At 66.9% G+C, this 20,558-nt stretch carries 21 protein-coding genes; 9 read left to right on the top strand and 12 right to left on the bottom strand.

What is annotated here, in order from left to right; genetic code table 11:
- Positions 1-335 precede the first annotated feature (335 nt).
- Positions 336-2,225, top strand: a complete 1,890-nt coding sequence (htpG, locus tag V3B46_RS19305) for a molecular chaperone HtpG (protein ID WP_329892655.1) — start codon at positions 336-338, stop codon at positions 2,223-2,225.
- 141 nt (positions 2,226-2,366) lie between these two features.
- Here htpG and V3B46_RS19300 read toward each other — a convergent pair whose 3' ends face one another.
- Positions 2,367-2,666 carry a hypothetical protein gene (locus tag V3B46_RS19300; protein WP_154263185.1) on the bottom strand — a complete coding sequence of 100 codons (300 nt, stop codon included), beginning with the start codon at positions 2,664-2,666 and terminating at the stop codon, positions 2,367-2,369.
- A gap of 129 nt (positions 2,667-2,795) precedes the next feature.
- Here V3B46_RS19300 and ftsY point away from each other — a divergent pair, with 129 nt between their 5' ends.
- The 3 genes from ftsY (at position 2,796) to V3B46_RS19285 (ending at position 5,629) form a co-directional block, all read left to right on the top strand.
- Complete coding sequence (gene ftsY / locus V3B46_RS19295; RefSeq protein ID WP_154263184.1) at positions 2,796-4,109, top strand: signal recognition particle-docking protein FtsY; 1,314 nt, start codon at positions 2,796-2,798, stop codon at positions 4,107-4,109.
- A 120-nt stretch (positions 4,110-4,229) separates the two neighbouring features.
- The gene (gene mutY, locus V3B46_RS19290; RefSeq protein ID WP_329892654.1) at positions 4,230-5,354 is read left to right on the top strand and encodes an A/G-specific adenine glycosylase; all 1,125 of its coding nucleotides are present in this window, start codon (positions 4,230-4,232) and stop codon (positions 5,352-5,354) included.
- A gap of 5 nt (positions 5,355-5,359) precedes the next feature.
- Complete coding sequence (locus V3B46_RS19285; RefSeq protein WP_004153160.1) at positions 5,360-5,629, top strand: oxidative damage protection protein; 270 nt, start codon at positions 5,360-5,362, stop codon at positions 5,627-5,629.
- A gap of 74 nt (positions 5,630-5,703) precedes the next feature.
- Here the strand turns inward: V3B46_RS19285 and V3B46_RS19280 are convergent, their stop codons facing one another.
- From V3B46_RS19280 to V3B46_RS19235, 10 genes are all read right to left on the bottom strand, one after another.
- Entirely contained in the window at positions 5,704-6,153 is a 450-nt protein-coding gene (locus tag V3B46_RS19280) for a DUF6491 family protein (protein ID WP_329892653.1), read from the bottom strand.
- Between the two features lie 204 nt (positions 6,154-6,357).
- Positions 6,358-7,071: a lipoprotein-releasing ABC transporter ATP-binding protein LolD gene (gene lolD, locus V3B46_RS19275; RefSeq protein WP_005409083.1), complete on the bottom strand. Its 714-nt coding sequence runs from the start codon at positions 7,069-7,071 to the stop codon at positions 6,358-6,360.
- On the bottom strand, positions 7,064-8,305 hold the full coding sequence (locus V3B46_RS19270; RefSeq protein WP_032128868.1) for a lipoprotein-releasing ABC transporter permease subunit: 1,242 nt from the start codon (positions 8,303-8,305) through the stop codon (positions 7,064-7,066). The genes lolD and V3B46_RS19270 overlap by 8 nt, the downstream gene beginning before the upstream one ends.
- 23 nt (positions 8,306-8,328) lie before the next feature.
- Positions 8,329-8,778: a hypothetical protein gene (locus V3B46_RS19265; protein ID WP_154263181.1), complete on the bottom strand. Its 450-nt coding sequence runs from the start codon at positions 8,776-8,778 to the stop codon at positions 8,329-8,331.
- Positions 8,729-8,977 (bottom strand): FAD assembly factor SdhE, encoded by a 249-nt coding sequence (locus V3B46_RS19260; protein WP_005409080.1) that lies wholly within the window; start codon positions 8,975-8,977, stop codon positions 8,729-8,731. The genes V3B46_RS19265 and V3B46_RS19260 overlap by 50 nt, the downstream gene beginning before the upstream one ends.
- Positions 8,978-9,075: 98 nt before the next feature.
- Entirely contained in the window at positions 9,076-9,861 is a 786-nt protein-coding gene (locus V3B46_RS19255) for a succinate dehydrogenase iron-sulfur subunit (protein WP_005409079.1), read from the bottom strand.
- A 66-nt stretch (positions 9,862-9,927) separates the two neighbouring features.
- Positions 9,928-11,718, bottom strand: a complete 1,791-nt coding sequence (sdhA, locus tag V3B46_RS19250; protein ID WP_049445482.1) for a succinate dehydrogenase flavoprotein subunit — start codon at positions 11,716-11,718, stop codon at positions 9,928-9,930.
- A 31-nt stretch (positions 11,719-11,749) separates the two neighbouring features.
- On the bottom strand, positions 11,750-12,136 hold the full coding sequence (gene sdhD, locus V3B46_RS19245; protein ID WP_154263180.1) for a succinate dehydrogenase, hydrophobic membrane anchor protein: 387 nt from the start codon (positions 12,134-12,136) through the stop codon (positions 11,750-11,752).
- Complete coding sequence (gene sdhC, locus V3B46_RS19240) at positions 12,133-12,525, bottom strand: succinate dehydrogenase, cytochrome b556 subunit (protein WP_024958620.1); 393 nt, start codon at positions 12,523-12,525, stop codon at positions 12,133-12,135. Before sdhC ends, sdhD begins: the two co-directional genes overlap by 4 nt.
- A 56-nt stretch (positions 12,526-12,581) precedes the next feature.
- Positions 12,582-12,752, bottom strand: coding sequence for a DUF1674 domain-containing protein (locus tag V3B46_RS19235; RefSeq protein WP_005409075.1), 171 nt, complete (start codon positions 12,750-12,752; stop codon positions 12,582-12,584).
- A gap of 39 nt (positions 12,753-12,791) precedes the next feature.
- Here V3B46_RS19235 and ygfZ point away from each other — a divergent pair, with 39 nt between their 5' ends.
- Positions 12,792-13,667, top strand: a complete 876-nt coding sequence (gene ygfZ / locus V3B46_RS19230; protein ID WP_329892652.1) for a CAF17-like 4Fe-4S cluster assembly/insertion protein YgfZ — start codon at positions 12,792-12,794, stop codon at positions 13,665-13,667.
- Positions 13,668-13,837: 170 nt separating this feature from the next.
- Here ygfZ and V3B46_RS19225 read toward each other — a convergent pair whose 3' ends face one another.
- Positions 13,838-14,920, bottom strand: coding sequence for an ABC transporter ATP-binding protein (locus V3B46_RS19225; RefSeq protein WP_154263177.1), 1,083 nt, complete (start codon positions 14,918-14,920; stop codon positions 13,838-13,840).
- A gap of 353 nt (positions 14,921-15,273) precedes the next feature.
- Here V3B46_RS19225 and zwf point away from each other — a divergent pair, with 353 nt between their 5' ends.
- From zwf to edd, 4 genes are read left to right on the top strand one after another with little or no spacing between them, the layout of a single operon-like run.
- Positions 15,274-16,710, top strand: a complete 1,437-nt coding sequence (zwf, locus tag V3B46_RS19220) for a glucose-6-phosphate dehydrogenase (RefSeq protein ID WP_154263175.1) — start codon at positions 15,274-15,276, stop codon at positions 16,708-16,710.
- Positions 16,707-17,714, top strand: coding sequence for a glucokinase (gene glk / locus V3B46_RS19215; protein ID WP_154263174.1), 1,008 nt, complete (start codon positions 16,707-16,709; stop codon positions 17,712-17,714). Before zwf ends, glk begins: the two co-directional genes overlap by 4 nt.
- Complete coding sequence (gene pgl, locus V3B46_RS19210) at positions 17,711-18,436, top strand: 6-phosphogluconolactonase (RefSeq protein ID WP_154263173.1); 726 nt, start codon at positions 17,711-17,713, stop codon at positions 18,434-18,436. The genes glk and pgl overlap by 4 nt, the downstream gene beginning before the upstream one ends.
- A 58-nt stretch (positions 18,437-18,494) precedes the next feature.
- On the top strand, positions 18,495-20,411 hold the full coding sequence (edd, locus tag V3B46_RS19205; RefSeq protein WP_329892651.1) for a phosphogluconate dehydratase: 1,917 nt from the start codon (positions 18,495-18,497) through the stop codon (positions 20,409-20,411).
- Positions 20,412-20,558 lie beyond the last annotated feature (147 nt).

Below are 20,558 nucleotides of genomic sequence, written 5' to 3'. Positions count from 1 at the left end.
CAATGGCTTTGACCGATGTGGAGGTCTTGCAGGCCTCCTTGGCGACCAGCAGTTTGAAACGCGCGTCGTATCTGTTCATGTATCCCTCGGGGTTGGATCTGGTGTCCAACTCCCGGGGGTCACTTCATGGACGGGTTTACGGCGTGTCCTGCCAAACCACACCGCCCCGCCATCCCACGGAATGCCCGCTGTTGCTGTTGCTGTTGCTGTTGCTTCGGCCTCGGCGGGTGCAGGGTGCAACCCTGCCCGACCAACCCCTTGATTTCGGGACAATCAGCCATACCCCTTGGCGAGGCCGCACGCGCTGGCGCGGCATTGCACACGGAGCCTTATCGATGACCGAGACCACCCAGACCGAAACCCTTGGCTTCCAGACCGAGGTCAAGCAGCTGCTGCAGCTGATGATCCACTCGCTGTATTCCAACAAGGAAATCTTCCTCCGCGAGCTCGTCTCCAACGCCGCCGACGCCGCCGACAAGCTGCGCTTCGAAGCCCTGACCCAGCCTGCCCTGCTGGAAGGCGACAGCGAGCTGCGCGTGCGCGTCAGCTTCGACCCCGCTGCCCACACCATCACCATCGAAGACAACGGCATCGGCATGAGCCGCGCCGAAGCCATCGCCCACCTCGGCACCATCGCCAAGTCGGGTACCGGCGATTTCCTGCGCCAGCTGTCCGGCGACCAGAAGAAGGATTCGCAGCTGATCGGCCAGTTCGGCGTCGGCTTCTACAGCGCCTTCATCGTTGCCGACGAAGTGGAAGTGACCTCGCGCCGCGCAGGCCTGGCTGCAGGCGAAGGCGTGCGCTGGACCTCGCGCGGCGAAGGCGATTTCGAAGTCGCCACTGTCGACAAGGCCGAGCGCGGCACCCGCATCGTGCTGCACCTGAAGGATGGCGAGCACGACTTCGCCGATGGCTGGCGCCTGCGCAGCATCCTCAAGAAGTACTCGGACCACATCGGCCTGCCGATCCAGATGCCGAAGGAAGGCGAAGAAGGCACCGCCGGTGAATGGGAAACCGTCAACCGTGCCAGCGCACTGTGGACCCGTCCGCGCACCGAAATCAGCGATGCCGAGTACACCGAGTTCTACAAGCACGTCGCGCACGACCACAGCGACCCGCTGGCGTGGAGCCACAACAAGGTCGAGGGCAAGCTGGAGTACACCTCGCTGCTGTACGTGCCCGGCCGCGCACCGTTCGACCTGTACCACCGCGATGCACCCAAGGGCCTGAAGCTCTATGTGCAGCGCGTATTCGTGATGGACCAGGCCGAGCAGTTCCTGCCACTGTACCTGCGCTTCATCAAGGGCGTGGTCGATTCCAACGACCTGTCGTTGAACGTCTCGCGCGAGATCCTGCAGTCTGGCCCGGTCATCGATTCGATGAAGGCGGCGCTGACCAAGCGCTCGCTTGACATGCTGGAAAAACTGGCCGCCGACAAGCCGGAACAGTACGCCACGTTCTGGAAGGAATTCGGCCAGGTGCTGAAGGAAGGCCCGGCCGAGGACTACAACAACCGCGAGAAGGTGGCCGGCCTGCTGCGCTTCGCCTCCACCCGTGGCGACGGCGATGCACAGAGCGTGTCGCTGGCCGATTACCTCGGCCGCATGACCGAAGGCCAGGACAAGATCTATTACCTGACCGGCGAGAGCTACAGCCAGGTACGCAACAGCCCGCACCTGGAAGTGTTCCGCAAGAAGGGCGTGGAAGTGCTGCTGCTGACCGATCGCATCGACGAGTGGCTGATGGGCTACCTGACCGATTTCGACGGCAAGGGCTTCGTCGACATCGCCCGCGGTGACCTCGACCTGGGCGCGCTGGAAACCGAAGCGGACAAGCAGGAACAGGAAGCAGCGGCCAAGGACAAGCAGGTCCTGGTCGAGCGCCTGAAGACGGTGCTGGGCGATGACGTGGCCGAAGTGCGCGTGTCGCACCGCCTGACCGATTCGCCGGCGGTGCTGGCCATCGGCGAACAGGACCTGGGCCTGCAGATGCGCCAGATCCTGGAGGCCAGCGGCCAGAAGGTACCGGACAGCAAGCCGGTGCTGGAGATCAACCCGGGCCACCCGCTGATCGCCAAGCTGGATGCCGAAGCCGATGGCGCGCGTTTCAACGACCTCGGCCGGGTGCTGTTCGACCAGGCTGCGTTGGCCGCCGGTGACAGCCTGAAGGACCCGGGTGCCTACGTGGCACGCCTGAACAAGCTGCTGCTGGAGTTGTCGGCCTGATCGACAGGGTGTCGCCGGGCATGGCCCGGCGCTACCCGGCGATGCCCTGGTAGAGGCCAACCTACCAGGGCGGATCGAGCGTGCCAACCAAGGTTGGCACCCACCAGGGGCGGCGGTTGGCACCTGCCAAAGCGGTGTTGCTCAGGCTTCCCGATCCAGCAGCGAGCCCAGCATCTGGTCGTGGCGACGGATCACCGTGGCATTGGCGGCAAAGGCCACGACCTCGGCTTTCGCGGCCAGCAGATCACCCAGCGGTGCGGCGGCATCGGCGCCGGTGGAATTCATCGAGGCCTGCACCCCGCCCTGCTCCATCGCACTACGCTGCAGCTGCAGGCGCTGGGCTTCGGGGGTCGCCAGGTTGGCCACATTGTGCGCGGCCACCTGCACGCCCTGCTGGGCCGCACGCATGCCGCTGAGGGCGATTCCCATCACGTTGTTCATGGCGGTCTCCGGGCCGCACCGCGCAGCCCTCCGGACCGGTTAACGGCCGGTGGGCCGCGACCTTGAGTCCACATCGGCCCGACAGGCCCGAGTGGTAGCATATCCCTCTGATTTCAGCGCCTTTTGCCAATGCTCAGTTTTTTCCGCCGCAAGAAGCCCCAGGATGCCCCCGCAACGGAGGCACCCAAGACCCAGCACTACTCGGCTGAAGAGCTGGCGGCCGCATTCCCGTCCGCAGCCCCGGTCGAAGAAGCCCCGGCCGCTCCGGTAGCCGCTTCGAACACGTCCGAGGCTGCCACGCCCGCGCCGACGCCTGCACCGGCGCCCGTCGCAGTGCCCGAAGCGCCGGCCGCCGCACCGGCACCGCCGGCTGCGGAACGCGTCATCGCTGCGGAGGACTTCGAAGCCGAGGCCCTGGCTGCGGCCGCCGTGCTCGCACCGCTGGCCCCGGTCATCCCGGCCCAAGCGCCGGCCACGCCTGCGACTGACCTGCCGGTGCTGGTCGATGCCGCCCCGGCGCCGGCCGGCAAGCCCGGCTGGCGCGAGCGCCTGCGCAACAGCGTCATCGCGCGCAGCTTCGGTGGCCTGTTCTCGCGCAACCCCAAGCTCGACGACGACCTTCTGGACGAGCTGGAAACCGCACTGATCACCGCCGATGTCGGCGTGGGCGCAACCACCGACCTGGTCGAAGGCCTGCGCAAGCGCATGAAGTCGCGCGAATTCGCCGACGCCAATGCGCTGCTGGCCGCGCTCCGCGCCGAACTGATCGCGATCCTGCAGCCGGTGGCCAAGCCGCTGGTGATCGACCGCAACGCCAAGCCCTTCGTGGTGCTGACCGTCGGCGTCAACGGCGTCGGCAAGACCACCACCATCGGCAAGCTGGCCAAGCGCTTCAAGGACGATGGCCACAGCCTGATGCTGGCTGCCGGCGACACCTTCCGCGCCGCCGCCGTGGCCCAGCTGCAGGCCTGGGGCGAGCGCAACGGCGTGGCCGTGGTCGCGCAGGGGCAGAACGCCGATGCCGCTTCGGTGGCGTTCGACGCGCTGCAGGCCGGCAAGGCCCGCGGCACCTCGGTGCTGATCGCCGACACCGCCGGCCGCCTGCACACTCAGTCCGGCCTGATGAACGAGCTGGGCAAGATCCGCCGCGTGCTCGGCAAGATCGACCCCACCGCCCCGCACGAAGTGCTGATGGTGATCGACGGCACCACTGGCCAGAACGCGCTGTCGCAGCTGCGCCAGTTCAATGCCGCAGTGAACGTGACCGGCCTGGTGGTGACCAAGCTGGACGGCACCGCCAAGGGCGGCGTGGTGTTCGCACTGGCCCGCGAGTTCGGCATTCCGATCCGTTTCGCCGGCATCGGCGAGCGCCCGGAAGACCTGCGCGTGTTCGACCCGGAAGCCTTCGTCGACGCCCTGCTGCCTGAGGCGCTGGGCGGCTGATACACCGTGCAGCCACGCTTGGCGTGGCTCTACTGCGCTCTGGGCCCTGCGGGGTTCATCGCGGCGGCACCCACCACAGTAGAGCCACCCCATGGGTGGCTGCCCACCTCCGGAACACCGATGCCCCGCCAGCCGCACGCCAGCGCCAATACTACCCAGGAAGACGGTTTCGTCGACCGCCTGCTGCACTGGTTCGACGACCACGGCCGCCACGACCTGCCCTGGCAGCACCCGCGCAGTCCCTACCGGGTCTGGCTGTCGGAAATCATGCTGCAGCAGACCCAGGTGAGTACGGTCATCCCGTATTTCCAGCGGTTCCTCCAGCACTTCCCGACCCTGCCCGACCTCGCCGCCGCCAGCAACAACGCGGTGATGGCGCAGTGGGCCGGGCTCGGCTACTACGCCCGCGCCCGCAACCTGCATGCCGCTGCAATGCGCTGCGTGGAACTGCACGACGGCGACCTGCCGCGCGATTTCGACGCGCTGCATGCCCTGCCCGGCATCGGCCGCAGCACCGCCGGTGCGATCCTCAGCCAGGCCTGGAACGACCCGTTCGCGATCCTCGACGGCAACGTCAAACGCGTGCTCAGCCGCTACCACGGCATCGAGGGCTTCCCCGGCCTGCCGGCCGTCGAGAAGCAGTTGTGGGCCATTGCCGAGGCGCACGTGGCGCAGGTGCCGGCCGGGCGCATGGCCGACTACACCCAGGCACAGATGGATCTGGGCGCGACGGTGTGCAGCCGCGCCAAACCGGCCTGCGTGATCTGCCCACTGCAGAATGACTGCGTGGCACGGCGCGAAGGCCGCACCGCTGAACTACCCACGCCCAAGCCCAGCAAGACCCTGCCCGAGCGCGAAGCAGTGGCCCTGCTGCTGCGCGACGCCCAGCAGCGCGTGCTGCTGCAGAAGCGGCCGGACACCGGCATCTGGGCGCAGCTGTGGACGCTGCCGCAGGCCGACGCCGGCAGCGTGCTGCAGGACTGGTTCGACGCGCACGTCGAAGGTTCGCTGGAAGACGCCGAAGAGCTGCCAGTGCTGCAGCACACCTTCAGTCACTACAGGCTGCATCTGCAGGTACTGTCGCGACAAGTGCACGGCCTGCGCGTGGAAGAACCCACGCTGCGCTGGGTCGCCGCCGACGAACTGCCCGCGCTGGGCCTGCCAGCACCGATCCGCAAACTGCTCAACGGCGCAACGATCAAGACGCCGAAACGAAACTCCAAGAAGCCCCGCAACCACGAGTGAATGCCATGTCCCGAACCGTCTTCTGCCAGTACGAACAACGCGATGCCGAGGGCCTGGACTTCGTGCCCTACCCGGGCGAGCTGGGTCAGCGCATCTTCAACAACATCGGCAAGCAGGCTTGGGCGGCATGGCTGGCTCACCAGACCATGCTGATCAACGAAAACCGCCTGTCGCCACGCACGCCGGAGCATCGCGCGTTCCTTGAAGGCGAACTGGTCAAGTTCCTGTTCGAGAAGGACGCGGAAAAGCCGGCCGGCTTCACCCCGGAAGCCTGACGCACAGGTAGTGCCGGCCGCTGGCCGGCAACCTGGCATCTGCGCGATGCCGGCCAGCGGCCGGCTCTACCACGCTATTTCGTGTTTTCCTCGCGCTCCTGCACCTGCGCCTGGCGCAGCTCCTGTTCGGAGGCACGCAGCGCCTTCACGTCCAGCTTGCGGATGCTGTCGATGAAGCACGGCATGCGCGGGCCACCGGCAGGGTCCCGCACCAGCACCTTGTCGAAGCGCGCCGAAACACGGTTCATCTGGCTGGTCAGGCCGATGGCAGTGGCATATGGCAGGTCCTGGCAGGGACCCCTCAATTCCAGCAGATAGGCCTCGCTGGGACGCGTCCACACCGCCAGCGCGCTGTCACCCAGTTCGGTCCAGCCGTTGAGGCTGCCAAAGAACTGCATGTCGTTCTGCGGCGCACCGGCATGGGCACGGTACAACTCCAGTTTTTCGGTGCTGCTGAGCCGGCCGGTGGTGGCACAGGCGGCCAGGGCCAGACAGAGGCCGGCCAGCAGGATCGGGGTCTTCATGGCGATCTCCTCGGGGAACCGTCGCCATCATGCGCCTGCGCAGACAACGCTGGCGCGAAAGCCAGTACCCCATTCAGCAGCCGGTCGGCGGTCAACCCAAGCAGGCCCAAGGCTCCGGATTCCGGTAGTCGCCAACCTTGGTTGGCGCTTGCCCTGCAAGAGCAGCCGACCAAGGTCGGCTTCCACCAAAGCGGGCCCAGCGCCTCAGACGTCGGCGTGCGCCAGTGCGTGCAGGCGCCCTTCGCGCAGTTCCAGCACGCGGTCCAGGCGGCGCGCCAGGCTGCGGTCGTGGGTGACCAGCACCAGGCTGGTGTGACGCGCGCGATTCAGTTCCAGCATCAGCTCGAACACCGTTGCAGCCGTGCGGTCATCCAGGTTGCCGGTCGGCTCGTCACCGAGCACGCAGGCCGGATGATTGACCAGTGCTCGCGCCACCGCGGCACGCTGGCGTTCGCCGCCGGACAGCTCGCCCGGCTTGTGGTCCAGGCGATGGCCAAGGCCGACCGCTTCCAGCAGCGTGGTGGCCCGGCTGCTCGCCTCGGCCACTGCAGTACCGGCCAGCAGCACCGGCATCATCACGTTTTCCAGCGCGGTGAACTCAGGCAGCAGGTGATGGAACTGGTAGACGAAGCCCAGCGCCTGGTTGCGCAGCAGGCCACGCGCGGTATCGGACAGCGCCGACATGCGCTGGCCGGTCACGTAGACCTCGCCCGCGGTTGGAATATCCAACCCGCCCAGCAGGTGCAGCAGCGTGCTCTTGCCGGCGCCGGAAGCACCGATGATCGCCACGGTTTCGCCGGCGGTCACGGTCAGGTCCAGGCCATCGAACACCGGGGTCTGCATGCGCCCTTCGGCGTAGGTCTTGCCCAGTGCTTCGGCGCGGATCACTTCATCGCCGCGGTTGAAGACCTTATTCATAACGCAGGGCCTCCGCCGGCTGGGTGCGTGCTGCCCGCCAGGCGGGATACAGGGTGGCCAGGAAGCTCATCAGCAGCGCGACCACGGTGATCGCCACCACGTCACCGGTCTGCATGTCGGTCGGCAGGCCGGTGATGTAGTACACATCCTCCGGCATCAGCTTGACGTTGAACACGCTCTCGATGGCGCCGAGGATGCGCTCCAGGTTGAGTGTGAGGGTGATGCCACCGATCAGGCCGGCCAGGGTGCCGAAGATGCCGATCAGCGAGCCCTGCACCATGAACACCTGCATCACCCCGCCCGGGGTCAGGCCGAGCGTGCGCAGGATGGCGATGTCGGCCTGCTTGTCAGTGACCAGCATCACCTGCGAGGACACCAGGTTGAACGCGCCCATGGCGATGATCAACGACAGCAGGATGCCCATCACCACCTTCTCCATGCGCAGCGAGTGGTAGAGGTTGGCGTTCTGCTGGGTCCAGTCACTCACCCGGTACGCACCACCGAGGTTCTGCGCCAGGTCCACGCCCACTTCCAGCGAGCGGTCCATGTCGTGCAGTTTCAACCGCACGCCGGTAGCACCATCGGAACGCAGCACGCGCTCCAGGTCCTTCATGTTGGCGAAGCCGACGCCGCGGTCGACCTCGTTGTAGCCGGCCTCGAAGATGCCGCTCACGGTAAAGCGTTTCATCCGTGGCACCGCACCGGCAGGCGTGCCCTGCACTTCGGCGAACGTCACCAGCACCTGGTCGCCGACATCGACGCCCAGCCAGATCGCCAGCTCCTTGCCCAGCAGCAGGTTGAAGCTGCCCGGCGTGAGGCTGTCATAGCTGCCCTTGGTGACCTTCTTGTCGATCACCGACACCTTCGGCTCCAGCGCCGGATCGATGCCCTGGATGATCGCGCCCTGCACGCGAGGGCCACTGATCATCGACTGGATCTCGATGTAGGGCGCGGCACCGGCCACGCGCGGGTCCTTGCGGGCCACGTCGACCACGCGCATCCAGTCCGGCATCGGCTCGCCGTCGCGGCTGATGGTGGTGTGCGCGGTCATCTGCAGCAGGCGGCTGCGGATTTCCTTCTGGAAACCGCTCATCACCGCCAGGGTGGTGATCAGCACCGTGACGCCGAGCGCGATGCCCAGGATTGATGCCATCGAGATGAAGGAGATGAAGCCGTTGCGGCGCTTGGCGCGCAGGTAGCGCAGGCCAATGGCCACGGGAATGGGTTTGAACATGCAGGCACGCCGGTCAATTCAGCTTATGGTGCCATCGACCGGGGCCTACGGGAAACGCCGCGTGCGGCCACGGCCAGTCGCAGTTCACGTCGCTGCCCGGAATCGAGCACATCCGGCCAGAACAGAAGGCGCCGGCGCCGCCGATCCTCACGCCACAGCAACAGCAGCCAAGGCCCACGCACGACCAACCGTGGTTCATCGACGTCCTGCCCGGCCACCTGCAGCGGCTCGGGCGGTGCCGGCAGAAGCACCTGCACGCGTGGCCTGCGCTGGCGCCAGGCCAGTTCGGCCAACCCGATGACCCAGGCCAGCACCACCGCGGGCATCAGCAGCCGTGAAGGCAGATCCGATACGCGCAGCAGCCACGGCGCAGCCAGCAGCACCGCCAACTGGGCGGCGGCCTGCAGCCGCGAGGGGCGCCACTCAAGGCTTGAGGGCGAGGATCTTCTGCATGAGGGGGATCGCGTGCGCATGCGGGCAAGCCTCGTAGCCCATGAACCAGCGCCACAACTTATCGTCCTCGCAGTCGAGCAGGAACAGGAAAACCTCGCGCTCTTCGGTCGGCGCAGTGCTCCACTCGTGGTCCAGGTAACGGCCGAACAGCTGGTCCAGCTCACGCATGCCGCGGCGGCAGCGCCAGCGCAGCTTCTTCAGCAGAACATCTTCTTCCATCGTGTTTCTCCAGATACAGCAAAGCCACGCATGGCGTGGCTCTACTGGGGTGGCAAAGCCACGCGTGGCGTGGCTCTACCGGGTACAGCCGGGCCTGATCAGGCGCGGCGTTCCATCATCAGCTTCTTGATCTCGGCGATCGCCAGCGCCGGGTTCAGGCCCTTCGGGCAGGTCCGGGCGCAGTTCATGATGGTGTGGCAGCGGTACAGCTTGAACGGATCTTCCAGATCGTCCAGGCGCGCACCGGTGTCCTCATCGCGCGAGTCGATGATCCAGCGGTAGGCCTGCAGCAGGATCGCCGGGCCCAGGTAACGCTCGCCGTTCCACCAGTAGCTCGGGCAGCTGGTCGAGCAGCAGGCGCACAGGATGCACTCGTACAGGCCGTCCAGCTTCTTGCGGTCTTCCGGCGACTGCAGGCGCTCACGATCCGGCGGTGCCGGAGTCTGGGTGCGGATCCACGGCTTGATCGAGGCGTACTGCGCGTAGAAGTGGGTCAGGTCCGGAACCAGATCCTTGACCACGTTCATGTGCGGCAGCGGGTAGATCGGCACTTCCTTCTTGCCGCAGTCCGAGATGGCTCGGGTGCAGGCCAGGGTGTTGGTGCCGTCGATGTTCATCGCGCACGAACCACAGATACCTTCGCGGCAGGAGCGGCGGAAGGTCAGGGTCGGGTCGATCTCGTTCTTGATCTTGATCAGGGCGTCCAGGACCATCGGGCCACAGGCGTCCAGATCGACTTCATAGGTATCGGTGCGCGGGTTGCTGTCGTCGTCCGGACTCCAGCGGTAGATCTTGAAGGTGCGCACGTTCTTGCCGCCGTTCTTGACGGGGAAGTGCTTGCCCTTCGTGATCTTGGAATTCTTGGGGAGTGAAAACTCGGCCATGGCTGCTCTCGTTGGCTCAGGCGGCCCGCGCCCGTGGGCGCGGATTGCATGGTAGGCGGGGTCGGATCAGTACACGCGCGGCTTCGGCGGCACTACGGACACGTCGTCGGTCAACGTGTACATGTGCACCGGACGGTAGTCGAAGCTGCACTTGCCCTTTTCGTCGACGCTGACCAGGGTGTGCTTCTGCCAGTTGACGTCGTCGCGGTCCGGATAGTCCTCGTGCGCATGCGCGCCGCGGCTTTCCTTGCGCTGTTCGGCCGAGTTGATCGTCGCCACCGCGTTGAGCAGCAGGTTGTTCAGCTCGTAGGTCTCGATCAGGTCCGAGTTCCAGACCAGCGAACGGTCGGAGACCTTCACGTCCTGGAACGAGTCGAAGATCTTGTCCATCTTCTCGCAGCCCTCCTTCAGCGTCTGGCTGGTGCGGAAGACGGCCGCGTCGGCCTGCATGGTGCGCTGCATGCGATCGCGGATGACCGAGGTCGGGGTATCGCCGTTGGCGTGGCGCAGCTTGTCCAGCAGGCCCAGCGCCTTGTCGCAGGCATCGGCCGGCAGCGGCTTGTGCGAAGCGCCCGGCTTGATGGTCTCGGCGCAGCGGTTGGCCACCGCACGACCGAACACCACCAGGTCCAGCAGCGAGTTCGAGCCCAGGCGGTTGGCGCCGTGCACGGACACGCAGGCGGCTTCACCGATGGCGTACAGGCCCGGCACGACCGCATCCGGGTTGTCGCCGACCTTGCGCACGACTTCGCCGTGGTAGTTGGTCGGGATGCCACCCATGTTGTAGTGCACGGTCGGGATGACCGGGATCGGCTGCTTGTGCACGTCGACGCCGGCGAAGATGCGGGCGCTCTCGGCGATGCCGGGCAGCTTCTCGTCGATCACGCCCGGGCCGAGGTGGGTCAGGTCGAGCAGGATGTGGTCCTTGTGCTCGCCGACGCCGCGGCCTTCGCGGATCTCGATGGTCATCGAACGGCTGACCACGTCGCGCGAGGCCAGATCCTTGTAGTGCGGTGCGTAGCGCTCCATGAAGCGCTCGCCGCTGCTGTTGCGCAGGATGCCACCTTCACCGCGGACACCCTCGGTGATCAGGCAGCCGGCGCCGTAGATGCCGGTCGGGTGGAACTGCACGAACTCCATGTCCTGCATGGCGATGCCGGCACGCATGGCCAGGCCGCCACCGTCGCCGGTGCAGGTGTGCGCCGAGGTGGCGCTGAAGTAGGCACGGCCGTAGCCGCCGGTGGCCAGCACCACGCCCTGGGCGCGGAACAGGTGCAGCGTGCCGTCGGACATGTCCAGAGCCAGCACACCGCGGCAGGCGCCTTCGTCGTCGAAGATCAGGTCGAGTGCGAAGTACTCGATCATGAAGCGCGCGTCGTGCTTCAGCGACTGCTGGTACAGGGTGTGCAGCATCGCGTGGCCGGTACGGTCGGCCGCCGCGCAGGTACGCTGCGCCGCCGGGCCTTCGCCGTACTTGGTGGTCATGCCACCGAACGGACGCTGGTAGATCTTGCCTTCGGCGGTACGCGAGAACGGCACGCCGTAGTGTTCGAGCTCGATGATGGCCGGGATGGCCTCACGGCACATGTACTCGATGGCGTCCTGGTCGCCCAGCCAGTCCGAGCCCTTGATGGTGTCGAAGAAGTGGTAACGCCAGTCGTCCTCGCCCATGTTGGCGAGTGCGGCCGAGATACCGCCCTGGGCGGCAACGGTATGCGAACGGGTCGGGAAGACCTTGGTCAGGCACACGGTCTGCAGGCCCTTGGCGGCCAGGCCGAACGTGGCGCGCAGGCCGGCGCCGCCGGCGCCGACCACGACCATGTCGTACTTGTGTTCGGTGATCTTGTAAGCGGACATCTAATCTGGATTCCTGTGTTGGTGCCTGGGCTCAGGCAACGCCGAGGGCGATGCGGCCCACCGCAAACACACTGACGATCATGCCGAGCACGGCGACGAACTTCACCGCGGTCTGCAGCACCAGGGCCAGCAGCGATTCGTGGATGTAGTCTTCCAGCACGACCTGCATGCCGAGCTGCGCGTGCCAGAACATGGCGATCAGCAGGCCGATCAGCGGCACCGCATTCCACGGCTTGGCCACGGCAGCAGCGGCGGTCGCGTAGTCCGAGCCCAGCAGGCTCAGCACGAAGACCAGGAACCAGATGCCCAGCACCACCAGGGCGGCGGCGGTGAGGCGCTGATGCACGAAGTGCTCGGTGCCAGTCTTGGCCGAACCAAGGCCGCGCACGTTCTTCAACGGGGTACGGAACTTGCTCACGCGGCACCTCCGAACATCACATAGGCCCACACCAGCAGGGTGATCACCAGGCTGCCGATGACCGACAGCCAGCTGCTGCGGATGAAGGCGGGGATGCTGAAGCCGATGGCGAAGTCCTGCACCACATGGCGGATGCCATTGCACAGGTGATAGGCGAACGACCATGTCCACGCGAACAGGAACACGCGGCCATACCAGGCCCCGGCATGACCGGTGAAGCAGTTCCAGGATTCGGGCCCCATCATCAGGGCCAGCAGGCCGGCGGCGATGATGAGGGCACCAACAGACAGAAAGACGCCAGTGGCTCGATGCAGGATCGAGGTGGCCATCTGAATCTGCCAGCGATACACCTGAAGGTGCGGGGAAAGTGGGCGTTGTCTGGTCGCCATTCGCTGGGCTCGTTGTCTCGGCTGGGCGGCACGCGGCCGCGTTGGCTCAATGCTGATCAGAAATCGATGCAGCGTCCGTTTTTCTCCCAATCGCCATACCGCACCGGATCAAGTCCGCCGCGGCCGCCGAATTCCTCTGCTTTTTCCTGTTCCACGGGCACGGGTGCCGCGGGGACCAGCGGGGCTTCAGATTCGTCGTCGGGAGTGGGGGTTGTTTGGCCTATCATGTTCGGTCTCGCAACGCACAAATTTTAGACCTCGTTCACGTGCCTGACAACCTGCCCCCTGCTTTCGTCGAATATCCGCGCCTGCCCGGCCACCAGCTGCTGAGCCTGCAGGGCGTGGATGCGGCCGTTTTCGCCCACGCCCAGTTCAGCAGCGATGTCACCGCCCTGCCCCTGCTGCACTGGCAGTGGAGTGCCTGGTTGAGCGCCAAGGGCCGCGCCCTGGCGGTGTTCCAGCTGCTTCGGCTGGCCGAAGACCATGTGATGCTGGTGCTGGCCGACGGCGATGCCGATGCGATTGCGTCGCAACTGCAGCGCTTCGTGTTCCGTCGCAAGGTGAAGGTACTGGTGCGCAACGATCTGGCGGTGGCCGGCGCGTTCACTGCGCCCGAGGCCGCCAGCGGCGCCGCGATTGCGCAGACTGCAGGTGACGGCTGGGAACTGGATCTGGGCAGCGATGCCCTGCCGCGCACCCTGTGCATTGGCGCCGCCGAGGCCTTCCCCGCCGGCAGCGAAGCTGATGAGGCCTCCTTCGCGCTGGCCTGGCGCCAGGCCGACCTGCGCTACGGCCTGCCCCGGCTTGAGGAAAGCCAGCGCGAAGTGTGGACCCCGCAACAGCTGGGCCTGGACCGCCTGAACGGCTACAGCGTCAAGAAGGGCTGCTATCCGGGCCAGGAGATCGTTGCCCGTACCCACTTCCTCGGCAAGGCCAAGCGTGCGGTGCAGCTGCTGCATACCGCGGCACCGGCGCAGGCTGGCGACGGCGTGCAGCAGGATGGCGCTGCACTGGGCACGATTGCCAGCGTGGCCGGCGACCTGGCGCTGGCGGTGCTGCCGCTGGAAGCCAGCGACGCTGATCTGCAGGTGGGCGCAGCGGTGGCGCAGCGCATGCCGTTGCTGGATGGCCTGGCGCGCTGAATCTGAAGGGCTCTCATCCACGCATGACGTGGATCTACTGAACCCTGTTTACTGAACCCGGTGGGGGCGGACCGTTGGTCCGCACGCCTTCGGCGAATGAATGGTAGTGCCGGCCGCTGGCCGGCAACCACGCATGGTTGAAGTTGCCGGCCAGCGGCCGGTACTACCGCTTACAGGCGCTCGCCGGTTTCCGGGTTGAAGAAATGCAGGCCCTGCGGGTGGATCGCCACACGGATGTCCTCGCCCACCGCCGGCAGCGCCTGCGGCGCCACGCGCATGGTCAGCGCGTGCTGGCCACTGCTCAGGTTTACGAAGATCTCGTTGCCGACCGGTTCGATGCCTTCAATGCGTGCGGCAAATGCATGTGCATCATCGGCAATGGCCGGCTGCAGGTGTTCCGGACGCACGCCCACCGCGATCGGCTTCTGCAACCATGCCGGATCGATCGTGGCCTGGCCCAGCGGTGCACGCCACTCGCCGTCGACCACGGTCACGCCACCGGCATCGCCCTGCAGCGTGCCACGCAGCACGTTCATCGCCGGGCTGCCGAGGAAACCGGCCACGAACAGATTGGCCGGGCGGTCGTACAGCGCCATCGGCGTATCGATCTGCTGGATGATGCCGTCCTTCAGCACCACGATGCGCTGGCCCAGGGTCATCGCTTCGACCTGGTCGTGCGTCACGTAGATCATGGTGGTGCCCAGCTTGCGATGCAGCTGCGCGATCTCGGTACGCACGCTGTGGCGCAGCTTGGCGTCGAGGTTGGACAGCGGCTCGTCCAGAAGGAACACCGCAGGCTCGCGCACCAGGGCACGGCCCAGCGCAACGCGCTGGCGCTGGCCGCCGGACATCGCCTTGGGCAGCTTGTCCATCATCTCGGTCAGGCCCAGGGTCTGCGCCGCCTCGGCGATGCGCTTGTCGATCGTCGCCTTGTCATGGCCGCGCAGCTTCAGACCGAAGGCCAGGTTCTCGGCCACGGTCATGTGCGGGTACAGCGCGTAGCTCTGGAACACCATGGCGATGTCGCGATCCTTCGGCGCCACGTCGTTGACCACGCGATCACCGATGGTCAGCGTGCCACCGCTGATCTCTTCCAGGCCGGCCACCATCCGCAGCAGGGTCGACTTGCCACAGCCGGACGGTCCGACCAGCACCATCAGTTCGCCATCGGCGACCTCGAAGCTGGCGTCCTTCACCGCGACCTGGCCGTTGTCATAGACCTTGCGCACACCCTGCAACTGCACTTTTGCCATATCACCTAATCCGGTCCGCCCGAAGCCGGGCTGTCTTTTGGGACTGCCTCGGCCCTCCCGATGGCAGTGATGATTGCGCGCCTGCCGCATGACGGCGAGCACTGCAATCGAATACAGTTGCCCATTCTGCCATGTAAACGTTTTCACGTGGCACTATCCGATGATCGGTGCGCACCGATCTGCGTCGGCGGTTGAACGAAGGTTCCGCCGAGGTAGTGGTTTCGAATGGAACGGTCTTCCGCCACCCCGGAGATCGCCCCTGACGAACCTCGGACAGGCAGTTGCGCGGATGTCCCCCGAACCCAGCCATGAAGCGATTGACAACGATGTCACCCGGATCTGAAACTCGAGCGATGCACGACACCCTCTTCCTGTTCGGTGCCACAGGTGATCTGGCCCAGCGCTACCTGTTCCCTTCGCTGCTTCGCCTGCTTGGCGACGGCCTGCTGCCGGAGGACTTCCGCATCCGCGCACTGGCGTTGTCCGGGCATGACACCGAAGCCTTCCATGACATCCTGCGGCCGCGCCTGCAGCAGGCCATGCCGATGGCCAGCCAGGACGACATCAGCGCCCTGCTGCGCCGCATCGACTACCGTTCGGTGGACCTGCGCGACGTCGACTCGGTTGCCGCCGCGGTCTCCGACCTGGTGCACCGCAAGTGCGTCAGCTACCTCGCCATCCCGCCGGGCCTGTACATCTCCACCTGCGAAGGCCTGGCCAAGGGCGGCGCGCTCGCCGCACCGGCACGCCTGATGCTGGAGAAGCCGATCGGCAGCGACAGCGAGAGCGCCGAGGAAATCATCAGCACCATCGGCCAGTGGATCGACGAGGACCGCGTGTTCCGCCTCGACCATTACCTGGGCAAGGCGGCGGTGCAGAACCTCATCGCGCTGCGCTTCGGCAACACGCTGCTGGAAGCGGTGTGGAACCGCAACTACATCGAATCGGTACACATCCTGGTGGCCGAGAGCGAAGGCGTGGATGGCCGCGACGCCTACTACGCCCGCTCCGGCGCCCTGCGCGACATGGTGCAGAGCCACATCCTGCAGCTGCTGTGCATGGTGGCGATGGAGCCGCCGGCCTCGCTGGAAGCCGACCGCATCCGCGACGAGAAGGTCAAGGTGCTGCGCGCCCTGCGCCCGCTCGATGCCAAGCACGCCGCGCGTGACAGCATCCGTGGCCGTTACACCGCCGGCACCATCAACGGCCAGCCGGCGCAGGCCTACCAGCCGCCGGAAGGCAGCGACGTGGAAACCTTCGCCGGTGTCACCGCGCACATCGACAACTGGCGCTGGAGCGGCGTGCCGTTCCACCTGGTCACCGGCAAGCGCCTGCCCGAGCGCACCACCCGCGTGGTGGTCACGCTGAAGCCGGTCACCCACTGGCTGTTCGAGCGCCCGCAGCGTGCGCAGGCCGCACCGAACCGCCTGGTGTTCCAGCTGCAGCCGCAGGAAAACATCGAGCTGGGCCTGATGAGCAGCCTGGCGGGCCCGGAATGGGGCGCGCTGGAACTGCATCCGCTGGAACTGGAGCTGTCGGTGCCGACCGGCCTGCACCGCCGCATCGCTTACGAACGCCTGTTCCTGGATGCCTTCAACGGCAACCACACGCTGTTCGTGCGCGACGACGAAGTGCGTGCCGCCTGGGCGTGGATCGACAGCGTCGCCGACGCCTGGAAGGACGCCAAGCTGCCGCTGGAGCCCTACCCCGCTGGCCAGTGGGGTCCGGCCAACGCGGGCGAGTTCCTGCCGCAGGGCGTGGATGCGCCGGACAGCGGAGCGTCGGCATGAGTGCCAGCTCGCAGCCGGTGCTGGTCGCCGACATCGGTGGCACCAACGCCCGCTTCGCCCTGGCCGACACCTCGCAGGACGCGCCACTGCAGAAGGACAGCATCCGTGAGTACGCGGTGGCGGAGTTCCCGTCGCTGGGTGATGCCGCGCGCCACCATCTGGAACAGATCGGCGCCACGGCCAGCCGCGGCGTGTTCGCAGTGGCCGGTCGCGTGGATGGTGACGAAGCACGCATCACCAACCATCCCTGGGTGATCTCGCGCAGCCGCACCGCAGCCATGCTCGGTTTCGACGAACTGCACCTGATCAACGACTTCGCCGCACAGGCGATGGCGATTTCGCTACTGCAGCCCGAGGACGTGGTCCAGGTCGGTGGTGCCGCCTGGGTCCCGGGCAAGCCGGGCCAGCCGCGCAACTACGCGGTGATCGGCCCCGGTACCGGCCTGGGTGTCGGTGGCCTGATCCTGCGTCACGGCCGCTGCTATCCGCTGGAAACAGAGGGCGGCCATGTCAGCTTCCCGCCGGGGACCCCGGAGGAGATCCGCATCCTGGAGATCCTGTCCGAGCAGTTCGGTCGCGTCTCCAACGAGCGCCTGATCTGCGGCCCTGGCCTGGTCAACATCCATCGCGCCGTGTGCGAGATGGCCGGCATCGATCCGGGCCAGCTGCAGCCGGTGGACGTGACCGCCCGCGCCCTGCACGGTGACCCGCAGGCGATGCGCACCGTCGATGTGTTCTGCGCCGTGTTCGGCGCCATCGCCGGTGACCTGGTGCTGACCCAGGGCGCCTGGGACGGCGTGTTCCTGACCGGCGGGCTGACCCCGAAGATGCTCGATTCGCTGCAGCACTCCGGGTTCCGCCAGCGCTTCGAACACAAGGGCCGCTTCTCCTCGATCATGGCGCGGGTTCCTTCGTTGGCCGTGATGCACCCCCACGCCGGACTGCTGGGCGCCGCCGCCTATGCCGCCGACGCCGAACGTGACACACCTGGAGTTGCCGCATGAGCCCCACCACCTTCCACGACGACCGCATCGAGTTCATCCAGCACGGCGATGCCGATGGCTGGATCGAGGCGGTGGCCGCCGAGATGGCGCAGACCCTCACCCACGACATCGACGAAGTGGGCCGCGCCCGCATCCTGTTGTCTGGCGGCACCACGCCGGCACCGGTCTACCAGGCGCTGGCCGAACTGGACGTGCACTGGGACCGCGTGGAAGTGAGCCTGGCCGACGAGCGCTGGCTGTCGCCGCAGGATCGCGACAGCAATGCCTGGCTGGTGCGCGAGAATCTGCTCAAGCGCGCCGAAGGTGCGCATTTCGATCCGCTGGTGCGCATCGGCAAGCCGATGCCGGAATGCGTATACACCGCCAACCTGCAGGCGCAGCACAGCCAACCGCCGAGCCTGGTGGCGCTGGGTATGGGCAACGACGGCCACACCGCCTCGTTGTTCCCCGGCTCGAAGGACCTGGCCCGTGCACTGGAAAGCACCCTGCCCTATGCCGCGCTGGACGCTACCGGCTGCGCGGGTGCCAACCAGTGGCCGCTGCGCATCACGCTGACCCCGCACGGCCTGCGCCAGTGCCGCCAGCGCCTGCTGCTGCTGCGTGGCAAGCAGAAGCTGCAGGTGCTGCGCCAGGCGCTGGACAGCAACGACGCCCAGCAGTACCCGATCCTCAACGCGATCAACCTGGACGGCGCGCGCCTGCGTGTCCACTGGGCTGATTGATGTCGGCGGCGGCGCCGCGCCGCCGCTTGCCTCTCGCCACCACGAACGCCGGTAGCCAATGAGCCTCCATCCGCAACTGCAAGCCATCACTGAGCGTGTCATCCGCCGCAGCGCCGCCTCGCGTGCCGCCTATCTGGCCGCGATCGACGCCTCCCTGCGTGAGGGCCCGTTCCGCAGCCGCCTGAGCTGCGGCAACCTCGCCCACGGGTTCGCCGCCTGCGGCGGTACCGACAAGAGCCGCCTGCGCGGCGGCGTGACGCCGAACCTCGGCATCATCACCGCCTACAACGACATGCTCTCGGCGCACCAGCCGTTCGAGACCTATCCGGAGCAGATCCGCGAGATCGCTCGCGAACTGGGCGCCACCGCACAGGTGGCCGGCGGCGTGCCGGCGATGTGCGACGGCGTCACCCAGGGCCGCGGCGGCATGGAACTGTCACTGTTCTCGCGCGATGTGATCGCGCAGGCCACCGCGATCGGGCTCAGCCACGACATGTTCGACACCACCGTCTACCTCGGTGTCTGCGACAAGATCGTACCGGGCCTGCTGATCGGTGCGCTGGCGTTCGGCCACCTGCCGGCGGTATTCGTGCCGGCCGGCCCGATGACCCCGGGCATCCCGAACAAGCAGAAGGCCGAAGTGCGCGAGCGCTATGCCGCTGGCGAAGCCACCCGCGAAGAACTGCTGGAAGCCGAATCCGCGTCGTACCACGGTGCGGGCACCTGCACCTTCTACGGCACCGCCAACTCGAACCAGGTGCTGCTGGAAGCGATGGGCGTGCAGCTGCCGGGCGCATCGTTCGTCAATCCGGGCACGCCGCTGCGCGATGCGCTGACCCGCGAAGCCACCGAGCGCGCGCTCGACATCACCGCACTGGGCGACGACTTCCGTCCGCTCGGCCGGATCATCGACGAGCGAGCGATCATCAACGCGGTCATCGCGCTGATGGCCACCGGCGGTTCGACCAACCACACCATCCACTGGATCGCGGTGGCGCGCGCAGCCGGCATCGTGCTGACCTGGGACGACTTCGACGAACTGTCGCAGCTGATTCCGCTGCTGGCCCGCGTCTACCCGAACGGCGAAGCCGATGTAAACCGCTTCGCTGCAGCAGGCGGCCCGGCCTTCGTGTTCGGCGAACTGATCAAGGCCGGCCTGATGCACGGCGACCTGGTCAGCGTGGCGCGCGGCGGCATGGCCGACTATGCGCGCGAGCCGCAGCTGCGCGATGGTCAGCTGGTCTATCTGCCGGGCCTGGAACGCAGCGCCGATGACGAAGTGGTGCGTGGCGTCGACAATCCGTTCGAACACCAGGGCGGCCTGCGCCTGCTGCGCGGCAACCTCGGCAAGTCGCTGATCAAGCTGTCGGCGGTGAAGCCGCAATACCGCACGATCGAGGCACCGGCGGTGGTGGTCGATGCGCCGCAGGTGTTGAACAAGCTGCATGCCGGCGGCCTGTTGCCCGAGCATTTCGTGGCGGTGGTGCGTTACCAGGGCCCGCGTGCGAACGGCATGCCGGAACTGCATTCGCTGGCGCCGCTGCTGGGCCTGCTGCAGAACCAGGGCCGGCGCGTGGCGCTGGTCACCGACGGCCGCCTGTCCGGCGCCTCGGGCAAGATTCCGGCCGCGATCCATGTGACGCCGGAAGCGGCGCGCGGTGGTCCGCTGGCCAAGGTCCGCGAGGGCGACATGATCCGCCTCGATGGCGAGGCCGGCACGCTGGAAGTGCTGGTGGACGCGGCCGAATGGGCTGCGCGTCCGCTGGCGCCGAACACTGCGCCTGCCGCGCATGACCTGGGCCGCAACCTGTTCGCGATCAACCGTCGTGTGGTGGGTCCGGCCGACCAGGGGGCGATTTCGATTTCGTGCGGGCCGGCGGCGGCTGATGGTGGGCCGTGGGACTACGATGCGGAGTATGAGCTGGGGCACGATGCGGCGGCTGCGGCGGCGCCGCATGAGGCGAAAGACGCCTGAAGCGAAAAGCCGCGGCAGGCTTCCCGGCTTGGGCGCTCTACTGCCCTTGGACAATTCCCGGCGCGTCATTTGCGCTGCGGCCACTGGAGGTGCTGGTGTCGCTGGCGCTGCTGCTCGGCCTGGGCTGGTGGGGCGGCGGTTGGAGCG

Source organism: Stenotrophomonas sp. SMYL11 (genome assembly GCF_036320005.1).
GTDB lineage: Bacteria > Pseudomonadota > Gammaproteobacteria > Xanthomonadales > Xanthomonadaceae > Stenotrophomonas > Stenotrophomonas maltophilia_A.
This window is presented reverse-complemented; position numbering and strand designations above follow the sequence as displayed.